This window comes from Halomicronema hongdechloris C2206, from assembly GCF_002075285.3.
Lineage (GTDB): Bacteria > Cyanobacteriota > Cyanobacteriia > Phormidesmidales > Phormidesmidaceae > Halomicronema_B > Halomicronema_B hongdechloris.
The window spans coordinates 2,242,980-2,256,592 of record NZ_CP021983.2 but is presented as its reverse complement, the minus strand read 5'-3'; the positions used below and the strand labels follow the sequence as shown (position 1 = coordinate 2,256,592).

Below are 13,613 nucleotides of genomic sequence, written 5' to 3'. Positions count from 1 at the left end.
GAGACTGGCCATGGACATGCTGGCCCCTCTACACCTGTGGCAATCGTATGACGTGCCTGATGATCCGCCTGATGGGGGCTCTGAGCAGGCGGCTCTGCGGCCTTTACCTTTAGCCTGGGTCGGTCCTCTGGCCCTGACCCTGACCCTGACGGCCCTAGCCCAGACGGCGGCAGCCAGGCCAGCCTATGTGGCCGCCGGGGGCTACCGGCTGAATGTGCGCCAAGGACCGGGCACCGACTACAGCTGGCAAGGGGTGCTCAAACCACGAGACGCCATTGATATTACTGGGCGCTACAGTGCCAACGGCTGGGCTGAACTAGAGAACGGGGGCTGGGTGGCTGGCAATCTGATTCAGGTGGTGCCAGTTAGCGATCGCACCATGGCCTATGTCGATACACCGGCGGGCTACGGGCTGAATGTACGCTGGGGACCGGGCCGCCGTTATGGTGTGGCTCGGGTATTACGACGCAATGCTCCGGTAGATCTGACCGGTCGCCGCCGTGACGGCTGGGTAGAGCTCAGCGATGGCACCTGGGCAGCTAGCAACTTGATCCGTCGAGACCCATCATCAGTACAACCAGAGACACCGCCCGCCCAGCAGCCACAAGAGCCTCCTGATGAGGCAACGGCTCCGACACCGAACCTGAGCCAGACCGAGATTATCGATCTGCAGCGCCAGCTGCAGCAGCTCAATTATTGGCCCAGTAACGCCGCCGTCACGGGGCGTTATGACGACACCACGCGAGCCGCGGTGGCCACCTTTCAACGACTGAATGGCCTCACCATTGATGGTATTGCTGGTCCCGAAACCCGTCAGGCTCTGGCAGAGGCCAGTGGCTTTACCACATCCTCTCCAGCCCCTAGTCCGACACCAAGCCCCTCCCCTACAGACTCTCCCGCTCCCAGCCCCAGCCCCTCTCCCCCAGAGACCCCTGAACCGAGCCCTTCTCCCACGGAGACTCCGAGCCCTGAGCCCACCACGAGTCCGACCCCAACCTCGAGCCCAACGGCGACAGAAACTCCGAGCCCGGGAGACTCTGACCAGACAGAGCAGCGCCGCATCATGACCGATGACGGCAGTGATGCCCTGGTGCTGGAGGGACCTGGTACCCAATTTCGAGTGTTGCGCACTGTCCCCAGTGACACGGTAGTCGAAGTAACCGGACGCACGGAAGAGAACTGGGTAGAGTTAGCCGACGGCGGCTGGGTGTTTTCTATGTGGGTGGAGCCGCTGTAGGGCTAATGCGCAGGGCTTGGGGCAGCCCCAATATCAAGACAACCCGGATGCTGCCAGATGTCTTGTTTTCATCGCCCGGGAGCTGGCTTATCAACTCGGCCTCTATCCTCAGGACTCAGCGTACTATGCATAGACGAGCGTTTGTGACCACAGTGGCCGGGATCTGGCTAGGCTGCCTCGGCATCAGCAGCTGCAGTTCCGCCCCATCCGCGACTACATCCGCGACAAATATGGCCGGTGCGGATGAAGCAGTTGACCTTACCATTTCCGTGGCCGCCAGCGTCCAGGATGCCATGAAGGCGGTACAGATCGCCTACGAGGCGGAAGCGCCCCAGGTCTCCATTACCTATAACTTCGGCTCATCTGGCTCCCTAGCCCAGCAAATCACCCAGGGAGCTCCCGCCGATGTCTTTCTCTCCGCCTCCCAGAAATGGATGGACGATTTGGAGGCCCAGGAGCAACTCCTGGAGGGGTCTCGTCGAGACCTACTCTTAAATTCCTTGGTCTTGATCGTGCCCCAAGGCAAGGACGATGTCACCGGCTTTCGGGACATAACCACCGATAAGGTCGGCAGACTGTCCATTGGTGAGCCCGCCAGCGTGCCGGCGGGCCGCTACGCCAGAGAAGTCTTGATCTCCATAAATATGTTTGATGTCCTGCAGCCGAAACTGGTGTTTGGCAAAGATGTGCGCCAGGTGCTGGCCTATGTGGAGACCGGCAATGTCGACGCCGGAGTGGTCTATGCCACCGACGCCACCGTTGCAGATCGGGTGCGGGTAGTGGCAACGGCCCCGGCTGATAGCCACTCTCCCATCGTCTATTCGATTGGGGTAGTGGCCGATAGTGCCCATGCGGAAGCGGCCCAGGCCTTGGTCGAGTTTCTGGTCAGCGACACCGCCACCGCCATTTTCGAAGAGTATGGCTTTACCCCAGTCAATTAGCGACCACAATCGCTCCCCTGTGAGTCTCTTCCTGGCCAAGCATGGCTGACCCAGATTCGAGCATCACTACCCACGCTACGTCCACTCACCTGTCCTATGCCCGACGATCTCACCCCCTTGTGGATTTCCTTGAAAACGGCTTCCGTCGCTACGGTGCTGGCCACTTGTCTGGGCATCTTGGCGGCCGGTTGGATGCTGAGCTATCGCGGCAGAGCCCGAGGGCTGATTGATGGTGTGCTCACGTTGCCCCTGGTGTTGCCGCCGACAGTGGTGGGGTTTTTGCTGTTGCTGCTGTTGGGCAAGAACAGCCCCATCGGCCAAGCGCTCAACTATCTGGGAGTATCCCCCATCTTCACCTGGACTGCCGCGGTGATGGCGGCCACGGTGGTGGCCTTCCCATTAGTCTATAAGACTGTCCTCAGTGCCCTAGAGCAGTTGGATTCTACCCTGATCAGTTCGGCCCGTACATTAGGGGCCTCGGACTGGCGAATCTTCTGGCAAATTCTGCTGCCATTGGTTTGGCCCGGTATCCTGGCGGGGATGATTCTGGCCTTTGCCCGGGCCCTGGGAGAATTCGGGGCCACCCTGATGGTGGGGGGCAGCATTTCTGGGGTGACCCAGACCATTCCCATTGCCATCTTCTTTGCCGCTGAGGCGGGGCGCATGGGTGTTGCCCTGGCCTGGGTGGTGTTGATGGTGTTGATTTCCCTGGTGGTGATCACTGGCATCCATCAGGGCAGCCGCAATGCTTTACCCAGAACCGTCTTGCCCCAGGCTGGTGCCCAACGGCTATTTAACTGGATCTACTTCGGCACCCTTAAGGTTAATCAGTTTGGTTTGATTCCGGCGGTGTTGACGCAGCAACGGCGGCGACTGGGGCATCCCTCTGCCCAGACGACTCGGGCATTAGCTCGATCGAGGAGCCCCAATGGCAGGGGAAGAGTTCCGGTGGACACTGCTGCTCGCGAGCCAGGTCTACCCCAGCTGGCGGTAGAGGCATTCCCAGCCCCCCAGACGATGACAACTCCGTCATCTAACTCCCCAACTCAGCCTCAGGCTGCTGAGTTGGTCGTACAGATTGAAAGGCAGGTGCCTGGATTTGATCTCGACCTGCAGTTCCGGACAGACCAGCAACCTCTGGGGCTCTTAGGGGCGTCCGGCTCCGGGAAAACCATGACCCTAAGGTGCATTGCCGGGTTAGATACGCCGAGCCAAGGACGGATCGTCCTGAATGGCCGCGTGCTGTTTGACTCCCATAAGCGGATTAATCTGCCCAGTTGCGATCGCAACGTCGGCATCGTCTTCCAGAACTATGCCCTGTTTCCCCACCTGACCGTGGCCCAAAACATCGCCTTTGGCATGGCCGCGATTCCTAAACCACAACGGGCGGCAGACGTGGTGCAATATCTGGACATGATGGACCTTTCGGGGTTAGGTGATCGCTATCCCCACCAGCTCTCGGGGGGCCAACAACAGCGAGTGGCCTTGGCCCGGGCTTTGGCCATTCAACCGGACATGCTGCTGCTGGATGAACCCCTCTCGGCCCTCGACACCTATCTGCGCAGCCACGTCGAAAAGCTGCTGGTTGAGGTGCTGTCCGAATACCGGGGCATCACTCTATTTATCACCCACAAGCTAGAAGAAGCCTATCGCATCTGCACCAACCTATTGGTGCTGGCCAACGGTCGCATCTTGGCCAATGGTACCAAGGAAGCCATCTTCCAAAGGCCGCCCAGCATCGAAGTGGCCAAGGTGAGCGAGTGTAAGAACTTCTCCCGGGCCCGCCGGGTGGATGACACCCATATCGAGGCCATCGACTGGACCTGCCAGCTCGCCGTACAGGCCCCGATTCCCGCCGATCTCGCCTATGTCGGACTGCGGGCCCACCATATTCAGTTTGTTTTCCCCGGAGAGCAACCCAACACGTTTCCCAGTTGGCTGGCCATACTGACCGAGACCCAGCACCGAGTCACCCTCTACTTGAAGCTACACGGGCAACCAAGCGGCCCCCACGACTATCATCTGCAGGCCGAGGTCTACCGCGAGAAATGGGACCGCCTGCGCCATAGTCCCTTTCCCTGGTACATCTGCCTCGATCCGGCCCGGTTGATAGTTATGCCAGAATAATTTAGCGTGTTGATTGCCCATATTGTCTCTAACCATCATCCTTGGTATAGGCTTCATGTCATCCCGAGCAAGCGCCGCGCGGCCTGGAATCCAGGTACAGCGTTTTTGAAGCTAGTACACCAAGGCAGAAGTAAGAGGGCAATAGGGCTGTCCCCACGCGTAGGTCGAAGCCCGTGCGAAGCAGCAGGTAGAAAGGGCAATCCTGATAAATGAAGCCTTTCCGCGCTAGTCAATCGAGGCGTTATTTCTGCCACATTCAGAGGGATTAGCGAGTGCGATCGAGCAATTCACGGAAGACCAACCGGATGGAGAGTGATTTTCCTTTATAGGTAAGGGGGGAAGGGTGAAAGATCAAGGGTAGAAGGCTTAGGAAAGGGTGCTAGCGTCTAATACCTGGGTGACGTTTAGATGCAGTCCGGGGAGGTTGGGGGAGGTGATTGCCTGCTCACCTGTAAAAACAGTTTCTTCGTAGAGACCTTCTTCCCACCGTAGCAAGGTTACTTTGGCTTCTAGCGGATCAACAATCCAATACTCAGGCACTTCCAAAGCGGCATATTCTGATCGTTTATAGCGGTAGTCGCGGGTGATCGAGTCAGGGCTCACCACTTCGACGATGAGTTGCGGAGCCGTTTGAAATACGGCGGACTGTCCTAGTAGCTCTCTGGCTTGTTCTCTCGTCACGATACAGAGATCGGTGAGGCGAGATTTATTGAATCCAGTTCTAACCCCCGCCTCCCGAAAAGTCACCCAGGACAAGCTGAGACGCTGAATTTCAGTATCGAATTGCTTTTCTAAGAATTTGGTGATCAGCAAGTGTTCTGTGCGGGGTGGATTCATTAGTACTAACTGTCCATCCACCAGCTCATAGCGGTTATCGCTGCCGTCACTATAGGTCAGATACTCCTCAAAGGTGAGTGGTTGGGTGGTGGTATTGACCATGGGAAGATGAATGGGTCGGCTGCTTCTATTTTAGGAGAGGTGGCTGGGTGGAATAGGGCGATTGCCTGCCATCTATCTCTGGTTGTCATGCTCAGTCGTGTCCCCTTAAGAGCCTTATTTGCTGGCGGGCGAATGACCTAGAATGACAGCACACTGATTGAAAAAGGTCCCTAGGATGCTGGGACCCATTCTTCACGGTTCCTACCCTCACATGAGCAAGATTGCACCGGATCTATCTGTAGCCCATTGGCTCAACGTTATGATCAATCGCATCGTTGAGCGGTTTCAGCCCCTCAAAATCATTCTGTTTGGCTCCTATGCCAGAGGTGAGGCAACGGCTGATAGTGATATCGATCTGCTGGTGGTTATGCCAACTGTGACCAGCAAACGACGAAAGGCCGTTGAGATTGGCCAGGTTTTGGCTGATTTGCCTGTCAGCAAGGATATTGTAGTGACTACGCCTGAAGATATCGAGGTGTACGGGCAGCTGGTTGGCACCATCCTGCGGCCTGCCCTGCGTGACGGGAAAATCCTCTATGAGCGAACTGCGTCCTGAGCACATAGCCCTGGTTCAGCGCTGGTGTCCTCTAGAATCTTGATCGCGATGCCTGCCAGAAAAGCTTTATGCTAAGCCCGCTATCTGGAATCCAGTTACGTAGTAGAGATGCGATCGCACCCTGATGACACTATCGTGTTGCAGCCAGACGATAACGGCACCTTTGTGGCTTATGTTCCCGCCATTCCCGGCTGTCATGCCTGGGGGCAAACCCCTGAGGTTGCCCAGCGAGAGCTGGCTAATGTCTTCGTCATGATTCGGGAGGAATATCTGAATCAGACGGCAAGCTCAGCGCTTCCATAGCGTTTTCTAGGGATAGTGTGCGTTTTTCACGGCGCCCACGCATCTGCAGTAGCTGTTGCTGAATCGCTTCTTTGACAGGTTTACCTGCATCTGGGCATTAGAATCGGCGATCGCGACAATGACGGCACGCTTAAATTTGCAATCTGAACCGCCTAATTCGCGGATCAGTTTCTCGACCAAGCTTAATGTCTCACCATCTTGCATGAGCTGTTAGGGAAAAAAGTCTACTTGATTGCGGCTACCCACTGTTCCCAAGGTTTCTCCTTCTATCCCGACTAATTGGCTTCAGCCGATGCCAGGAAGGGAGGCTCATAGGGTTTCCTCCACTAGGGCGAGGGCTTTGTTGATGACCCGATCGCTCAAATACATGCCCGTTTCGCGAAGCTTGAGGATCACGGGTTTGGCTGCGGGAATGTGGCCTTGCTGCTTAGCGGCGAGCACCAGACCCAGGGTACCCCGAATCGGGATGCCAAGTTTATGGGCACAGCGACGGCCCGCCAGGTCATCCAAAATAGCTTCGGTGGGGGGATGGGCGCAGGCCCAGGCCAAGACAGAAGCTTCTCCGGCATCAAGGTTGCAGGCTTGCAGATCAGGGGAGAGTGGAGGCGGTGTTTCGACCACAGTGAGCCAATCAGTTTTCTGAAGGATCTGGGCGGTATTGTCGAGCGGTCCGTATTGCCGAATTTCCTGGACGACAATATCGGGTACCAGAACAGTGGCGTAGCGAATTTGCAACAGAGAGAGCAAGTCTGCCTTAGTGAGAAAAATCAGGGGTGAGGTGTTGATTATCGGAGGCAAAGCAGCGTCAGTCACGGGATAGCTCTCGTTCTAAGTCGTCAAAATCGACCTGGAAAACGTCAATTTTTTCGTGGGCTAGGATGTCAAGAAACTCCGGGCGGTTGAGTCCGGCAAACTCAGCGGCTTTGCCCATCGAGACTTCGCCACGGGCATACCAGTAGATGGCGGCGGCCAGTTGCATCTGCCGAGCAAAGGTGTCGGCGTCGCGGTTGGCTAAAAACTCCTCAGGCACATTGACGGTGACTTGAACCATAGAAATCTCCTAAAGGTACGGAGTGCTGCGTTTAAGTTTTTCGCAGATGGGCGGTGAAGCCTGCAATTAGGGCAGCAGTTCGATCGGCTTTGTTGTAAATGCTTAGCGGCTGTTTGGCTTGGGCGATCGCTGCTTGAACTCTACGGTAACTCTTTCCCCTTTAAGGCTATAGCAACCCTAAATGAGTTTAGAATGGGTAGTATATAAATATCATCAAGCTGTCAATACAGTTGTACTCATGAATAGTTTTCAATTAGAACACCAACAAAAAGTAGATAATCGTGCTATTCTATCAGACTTTATAAGTAGTAATCCTGATTCAAGAGAGCTTAAGCGAGCATTGGCTGTAAAAATGGCATTGGAGGGTGAGCCATATTTTAAGATTACCAAATTTCTGGGAATAAACAAGTCTTTTATTACATATTGGAAGAACAGATTCGAAGCACAAGGCATTGAAGGTATTAAACTCGGCTACCAAGGATCAAAAAGTTACCTAACCCCAGATGATCGTACAGAAATTATCTCGTGGCTGAGAACCAGAAACTACTGGAACTTTGATGAATTAGTTTCATATTTAGATGAACATTATGATGTGATTTACAAGTCTAAGCAAAGCTACTATACACTTTTTTCGGAAGCAGGTATTAGTTGGAAGAAATCTCAAAAAACCAACCCGAAATCTGATCCAGCTCTAGTCAAAAAAAAAGAGAAGAAATCCAAGGATTTATCCGTCAAAACCAGTTCAAAATTGAGTCTGGGGAATTGATTGTACTTTTTTTGGATGAGTGTCATCTCCTTTGGGGTGATGTTTGTGGATATGTCTGGGGCAAGACAGATATGCGAATCGAAATCCCTATTACAAACGAGAGAATCAGGCAAACATATTATGGCGCATTAAACTATCAAACAAAAGAATTTATTTTGCATCCTTACGAGAAAGGGAATGGAGAGAATACAGTTGCTTTTATGAAGTACTTGCAGGAACAAAATCCTGGGAAGCAAATCGCATTAATTTGGGATGGCGCTAGTTATCATAAGTCACAAGAGATCAAAGATTTTTTAGCTACAGTCAATCATGGGAAGGAAGAGACAGAATGGCAATTCAAATGTATTCTATTTGCACCCAATTCACCAGAACAAAATCCAGTGGAAGATGTTTGGTTACAAGCCAAAAATTCATTGAGAAGATTTTGGAGGTTGTGTCGTTCTTTCCCCGCTGTAAAGTATCTGTTTGAGTTCTTTATAGATCATCAAAAGTTCGATTTTTCTAAAATAGAAGAATATTCACCTTGTTCATAAATCAACTGGGATTGCTATATTAGCTTTCTTCCATAAGGAGTCTCGGCAATTGTGCCTGCCCCAATTCATTGGGGAACAACGCCAACCCTTGCAAATCCTGCGGTCCTCATCTGGCAGTTCACCCCCACGGGTGTGGGGACAACGAGAAACGAGTAAGGTCAGAGACCCCGACAATTGAGGAAACCTCGATGCGATCGCACCCTGATGACACTATCGTGTTGCAGCCAGACGATAACGGCACCTTTGTGGCTTATGTTCCCGCCATTCCCGGCTGTCATGCCTGGGGGCAAACCCCTGAGGTTGCCCAGCGAGAGCTGGCTAATGTCTTCGTCATGATTCGGGAGGAATATCTGAATCAGACGGCAAGCTCAGCGCTTCCATAGCGTTTTCTAGGGATAGTGTGCGTTTTTCACGGCGCCCACGCATCTGCAGTAGCTGTTGCTGAATCGCTTCTTTGACGGGTTTACCCGCATCTGGATCCATCAGCAGATTTTGCAGGGTGTCTTCTGCTGAAGCGACCTCAGCCTCAGTAAGCTTGGCAACCCTGTAACTAACGGATGTAGGATCGTCGATGCGTTGAGAGGCATCCAGAATTTCTAAACCCACTACGTTGCCTTGGGCATCCAAGTCGAAAATAATGCCGGACTCATCTGCATCGCTTTCGCTGATGGGGGTTTCTCGAAACAAGATTCTCAGTACGTCAACTTCTGGGTCATAAATGATTTTCATGGCATTCTCCAGGACTTTTGAAGTTTACTGATGCAATCGAAGTGTGATCAAGCCCTTGCGGCTATTGCCTGCGGCAACGCTTCGCGAACAGAGGTTTGGCGATGAGTTTTGAGTTTTGAATTTTGAATTGTTCTTCGTGCTCAAAGCCTTGCGGCATCAGAGGTTTGGCGGCAGAAAACAGTAGACGCGCTGTTCTCGCCCGGGAGGTGCTCAACGCCTTGCGGCATCAGAGGTTTGGCGGTACGTGCGCCCCTGAGTGGTACGTGGATGAGGACTAGTGCTCAACGCCTTGCGGCATCAGAGGTTTGGCGGGATGACTAAGAAACATTGGTACGATGAAGTTCTCAGTGCTCAACGCCTTGCGGCATCAGAGGTTTGGCGGGCCCAGTGTTTCGGGCGATCGCAGTACCATCCGTGCGTGCTCAACGCCTTGCGGCATCAGAGGTTTGGCGGACCCAAGAGGTAGTGAACAATTGGGCATTACTGATTGTGCTCAACGCCTTGCGGCATCAGAGGTTTGGCGGTTGGGCCTAGCGTTTACGGTCCACGAGAAAAGCATGTGCTCAACGCCTTGCGGCATCAGAGGTTTGGCGGGTGCCACCGCCACTGAACGTGCAGAGGCCGATTGTCGTGCTCAACGCCTTGCGGCATCAGAGGTTTGGCGGTATAGGACTTTCCCTCTGTGTCTTTCACAGTAATTTCGTGCTCAACGCCTTGCGGCATCAGAGGTTTGGCGGTCTCAGGGGGCTCAACAGAACCTAGACAAGGAGATAAAGTGCTCAACGCCTTGCGGCATCAGAGGTTTGGCGGCGGACAGAAATGTGACAATTTCTTTTGCTGGCACGGAGTGCTCAACGCCTTGCGGCATCAGAGGTTTGGCGGTAGGTTGAAGCCCGAAATCCGATCGGAGTTGAAAGAGTGCTCAACGCCTTGCGGCATCAGAGGTTTGGCGGCCTCGAAGAAGCGCCCGATCGAATTGCGCTATATGTGCTCAACGCCTTGCGGCATCAGAGGTTTGGCGGTGGAGTCGTCTAAGGACATTTCTCGGGATGCCTACGATGGGTGCTCAACGCCTTGCGGCATCAGAGGTTTGGCGGCCGCAAAAAAGAACAGGATAGCTTGAGAACGCAGGGGTGCTCAACGCCTTGCGGCATCAGAGGTTTGGCGGGGCTGCCCTACGCCATCAACCACGGAAAACACACGGTGCTCAACGCCTTGCGGCATCAGAGGTTTGGCGGCAGGTGGCGACGTAGCCACTGAGTTAATCGGGACATGTGCTCAACGCCTTGCGGCATCAGAGGTTTGGCGGAGGTGGAGGGGGTGGAGGCGGAGGCGGTGGGGGAAAAGTGCTCAACGCCTTGCGGCATCAGAGGTTTGGCGGTCTCAGGGGGCTCAACAGAACCTAGACAAGGAGATAAAGTGCTCAACGCCTTGCGGCATCAGAGGTTTGGCGGCGGACAGAAATGTGACAATTTCTTTTGCTGGCACGGAGTGCTCAACGCCTTGCGGCATCAGAGGTTTGGCGGTAGGTTGAAGCCCGAAATCCGATCGGAGTTGAAAGAGTGCTCAACGCCTTGCGGCATCAGAGGTTTGGCGGCCTCGAAGAAGCGCCCGATCGAATTGCGCTATATGTGCTCAACGCCTTGCGGCATCAGAGGTTTGGCGGCCCTTATGTCGTAGAACGTCCCGGGACACTGCCCCCGTGCTCAACGCCTTGCGGCATCAGAGGTTTGGCGGATCTGGATTGGTGCTATCATCACCCTGACGACCATCCCGTGCTCAACGCCTTGCGGCATCAGAGGTTTGGCGGAGGCTGGCATTGCCAGAGAAGGGGAACTGGATGGAGTGCTCAACGCCTTGCGGCATCAGAGGTTTGGCGGGGCTGGGCCAGTACCCTGGACCGTGACCAAAACTGTGCTCAACGCCTTGCGGCATCAGAGGTTTGGCGGCTGGATACCCGTTGCAGTACCCTGTTTAGCGGCTTCGGTGCTCAACGCCTTGCGGCATCAGAGGTTTGGCGGCGACCTCGATCAGTTTTGACTGATGCGCCCTCAACGTGCTCAACGCCTTGCGGCATCAGAGGTTTGGCGGTGCGACCTCGAAAACCCTGACTACACAAGCGCTCCCAACTGGTTTTGCAAGGTAGACCATGATCTTTAGATCGCTAAACCTTACTGTCTATTTTATCCGACTGCGTATCGTTCAGAAAGTCCATTTCATAAGGCTTTTGCCTCCTGCAAGCACCTCAAACATCAATCAACCGGCCATAATGACCGACCTGAACAGGGCTCTGAGGACACGAGCAGCCGGATACTTCTCGACAATCAGAGATCCTTGCATCAGAGAATCTGGTGCATGTCGTGCTCGACCTCCCAGGACTCTGGACGATTACAGGCTTCAATACGCTCAACGCAACGTTGACAGAGCCCCGCAATCAGCAAGCTATCCTCCTCCGTGAGAATCTTCTCCAACTTCCATCGCAGTTGTTCCCGCTCACGCTGATTCAACCGCACTCGAAAGATGGAATACTGAATCGTTTCACCATAGCCTTTCAGCAGCTTGTAAGCCCTACGCCAACGCTTGGGATCGCGGATGTCGTAGCAGATGAGGTAGTAGTTCTTGCTCTCAGCCATGGTTTCGCCTCATCGAATCACAAGCTGAGCAAACAATCCGCCTTCGTCCATCCATTCTTTTTCGAGTAGGCGCACCTCCAGCTCAATCAGACGACGATAGGTCAGGGAATAGTGGGTGACTGGGTGCTTCCAGCTTTCCTCCTTGCGGCGCTCGTACAGGCTGATGAACTTACGGCGCCCTGAATCGCTGAGCCATACCTGCTCACCGCGACGGATAAAATCATCGGCGATATCCCATTGATTCCGATTCACCGAGGCCATCACAGGCATGTCCACCAGCGGCACTCTGAAGATCTCCATCAAATCAAGGGCCAGGGGTGGAGCTTGGGTGCGGGGCTGATGGTAGAAGCCTAGAGCTGGTTCTAGACCGACGGTCAAAATCGCGTTCATGACATCTTTTAGTAGCAGGGCATAGCCAAAGCTGAGCATGGCATTGATGCGATCCTTGGGAGGGCGACGGTTGCGGCCATCGAACTGAAAGTCAGCCACCGCATTTTCAGCGATTAAGTGGGGCAATGCTCCGAAGTAAAGGGCGGCTAGATTACCCTCCAGACCCAGCAGCGAAGTCGCGGACTCTGCCTTGGGCACTTGTTTCAAGGTCCGCTGCATCTGATCAATCGCCTGTTCTAGTGCATGATTGGCTACCTCTAAACTGCGTTGCCCTCGCATCAGGAACTTACGCTGGCTCTGGCCTCGACAGACCACCAGCTGACGCGCTAATTTCAGACAAACCTCAGGCTGGGTCAGGGCTTCATACTGTCGGATACGCCGCTGAATACTCCCTTGGCGAGTATCGAAGCTACCCAGATATCGCCCACCCCCTGAGATAAAGTGTAGGCCCACCTCTTGGTCGGCACAGAAGTAGATGGCCTGGGTCGAGATCTGAGCATAGCTGTGGAGCACCAGTTGCCCTACCTGGCGAGAGGGAATAGCTGTGGCGTCACCATCGCGCTTCGTGATTTTGAATTGGTCACCGCTCTTACTAATGCGGGTACCCGCCTCGGTGACATGGATGATTTTGCGCTCGTCATCTTCTGGAAATAGGCGTCTGGGCTGATGTGACTGCCCTTGTACCAGTCGTGTTTCCTCTGGTAAACAAACAGGGGCCAGGGAGCAACGGGCACATAACCGCTCATTAGAGGTGACGGGAGGTCGCTGGGTGGATTGGCGCAATTGCCAAGCACGGGCGACTGCTTCCCTAACCTCCTGGCGCCCCTGATCGTCTAGAAGAACATGAACCAACACATTATCGGCATGGTAGCGAATACGGCCCTCGGGAACGGTGATACCTAGGGCCGCCTCAATCAGACAGGCATAGGCCAGAATCTGGATGCGATCGCTCTGCCATGGCTGGGGTTTGTTGTCTCTGTCCCGATAGCAGCGTCCTCGCTTGTGTTCGTAGGGAATGGTCTGACGATTTCGAGTTTTTAGGGCATCAACCTTGCCCCGCAAACCCAGGTCGGCACTCTCTAGCACCAGATGAACCCACTCTTCGTCTTCCCCCTTTTCTAGTTCCACATGTAGGCGACGCCCCGCAAAGACGGCTGCATCTTGGGTATAGAGTTCTTCCACGTCTTCCAAGTAGTACAGGCGGGGACAGTAGGCTAGAGCGTGGAGAGCATTGACTCGAATCGTGTCTCGAGAGTTTATGGCTGGTTTAATCAGAGATGTAGTCATGATTGGATCTCCCAACTGCGTGTGGATACTCCAACTATGACTACAGAAGTCGGCAATTTTATTACAGGGTAGATGATTCCGTAATAATCGCTATTTTTTGACTCCAAGATGTTGCCATCTC

The 13,613-nt window shown here is 54.1% G+C and carries 13 protein-coding genes and 1 CRISPR repeat array; of the genes, 7 read left to right on the top strand and 6 right to left on the bottom strand.

All coding sequences use genetic code 11. From position 1 onward, the window contains the following. Positions 1–10 precede the first annotated feature (10 nt). The 3 genes from XM38_RS10210 (at position 11) to modB (ending at position 4,305) form a co-directional block, all read left to right on the top strand. Positions 11–1,237 (top strand): peptidoglycan-binding protein, encoded by a 1,227-nt coding sequence (locus XM38_RS10210; protein ID WP_080809771.1) that lies wholly within the window; start codon positions 11–13, stop codon positions 1,235–1,237. Positions 1,238–1,467: 230 nt separating this feature from the next. Next, positions 1,468–2,178, top strand: coding sequence for a molybdate ABC transporter substrate-binding protein (gene modA, locus XM38_RS10205; protein WP_202978867.1), 711 nt, complete (start codon positions 1,468–1,470; stop codon positions 2,176–2,178). 96 nt (positions 2,179–2,274) lie between these two features. Continuing rightward, positions 2,275–4,305 (top strand): molybdate ABC transporter permease subunit, encoded by a 2,031-nt coding sequence (modB, locus tag XM38_RS26920; protein ID WP_080809765.1) that lies wholly within the window; start codon positions 2,275–2,277, stop codon positions 4,303–4,305. Between the two features lie 366 nt (positions 4,306–4,671). On the opposite strand, the gene XM38_RS10195 is transcribed toward modB, so the two are convergent. Further along, positions 4,672–5,244, bottom strand: coding sequence for a Uma2 family endonuclease (locus XM38_RS10195; RefSeq protein ID WP_088429730.1), 573 nt, complete (start codon positions 5,242–5,244; stop codon positions 4,672–4,674). 211 nt (positions 5,245–5,455) lie between these two features. Here XM38_RS10195 and XM38_RS10190 point away from each other — a divergent pair, with 211 nt between their 5' ends. Continuing rightward, on the top strand, positions 5,456–5,800 hold the full coding sequence (locus tag XM38_RS10190) for a nucleotidyltransferase domain-containing protein (protein WP_088429728.1): 345 nt from the start codon (positions 5,456–5,458) through the stop codon (positions 5,798–5,800). Positions 5,801–5,908: 108 nt separating this feature from the next. Next, a complete protein-coding gene (locus XM38_RS10185) occupies positions 5,909–6,103 on the top strand; it encodes a type II toxin-antitoxin system HicB family antitoxin (RefSeq protein WP_080809748.1) in 195 nt (64 codons plus the stop codon). Between the two features lie 309 nt (positions 6,104–6,412). On the opposite strand, the gene XM38_RS10180 is transcribed toward XM38_RS10185, so the two are convergent. Together XM38_RS10180 and XM38_RS10175 are read right to left on the bottom strand one after the other, a co-directional pair. Next, complete coding sequence (locus XM38_RS10180) at positions 6,413–6,916, bottom strand: PIN domain-containing protein (RefSeq protein ID WP_080809754.1); 504 nt, start codon at positions 6,914–6,916, stop codon at positions 6,413–6,415. Beyond that, positions 6,909–7,154: a UPF0175 family protein gene (locus tag XM38_RS10175; RefSeq protein WP_080809751.1), complete on the bottom strand. Its 246-nt coding sequence runs from the start codon at positions 7,152–7,154 to the stop codon at positions 6,909–6,911. The genes XM38_RS10180 and XM38_RS10175 overlap by 8 nt, the downstream gene beginning before the upstream one ends. A 238-nt stretch (positions 7,155–7,392) precedes the next feature. Between XM38_RS10175 and XM38_RS28880 the strand changes: the two genes are divergently transcribed. Both XM38_RS28880 and XM38_RS10165 read left to right on the top strand, forming a co-directional pair. Continuing rightward, positions 7,393–8,453, top strand: a protein-coding gene (locus tag XM38_RS28880) for an IS630 family transposase (RefSeq protein ID WP_088431532.1) whose coding sequence is annotated in 2 segments (ribosomal slippage) — positions 7,393–7,855 and positions 7,855–8,453 — 1,062 coding nt in all. Because the reading frame shifts where the segments join, the coding sequence is not laid out codon by codon here. A 188-nt stretch (positions 8,454–8,641) separates the two neighbouring features. Then, entirely contained in the window at positions 8,642–8,836 is a 195-nt protein-coding gene (locus tag XM38_RS10165) for a type II toxin-antitoxin system HicB family antitoxin (RefSeq protein ID WP_080809748.1), read from the top strand. On the opposite strand, the gene XM38_RS27640 is transcribed toward XM38_RS10165, so the two are convergent. From XM38_RS27640 to XM38_RS10150, 3 genes are all read right to left on the bottom strand, one after another. Then, positions 8,784–9,182, bottom strand: a complete 399-nt coding sequence (locus XM38_RS27640; protein ID WP_088429726.1) for a DUF2283 domain-containing protein — start codon at positions 9,180–9,182, stop codon at positions 8,784–8,786. The two genes, XM38_RS10165 and XM38_RS27640, sit on opposite strands and share 53 nt — an antisense overlap. Before the next feature lie 136 nt (positions 9,183–9,318). Beyond that, positions 9,319–11,273: a CRISPR direct-repeat array (repeat unit 35 nt; unit sequence GTGCTCAACGCCTTGCGGCATCAGAGGTTTGGCGG). Positions 11,274–11,521: 248 nt separating this feature from the next. Beyond that, entirely contained in the window at positions 11,522–11,815 is a 294-nt protein-coding gene (cas2, locus tag XM38_RS10155) for a CRISPR-associated endonuclease Cas2 (RefSeq protein ID WP_080809744.1), read from the bottom strand. A 9-nt stretch (positions 11,816–11,824) separates the two neighbouring features. Further along, the gene (locus tag XM38_RS10150; RefSeq protein WP_080809742.1) at positions 11,825–13,492 is read right to left on the bottom strand and encodes a type I-MYXAN CRISPR-associated endonuclease Cas4/Cas1; all 1,668 of its coding nucleotides are present in this window, start codon (positions 13,490–13,492) and stop codon (positions 11,825–11,827) included. Positions 13,493–13,613: the final 121 nt, after the last annotated feature.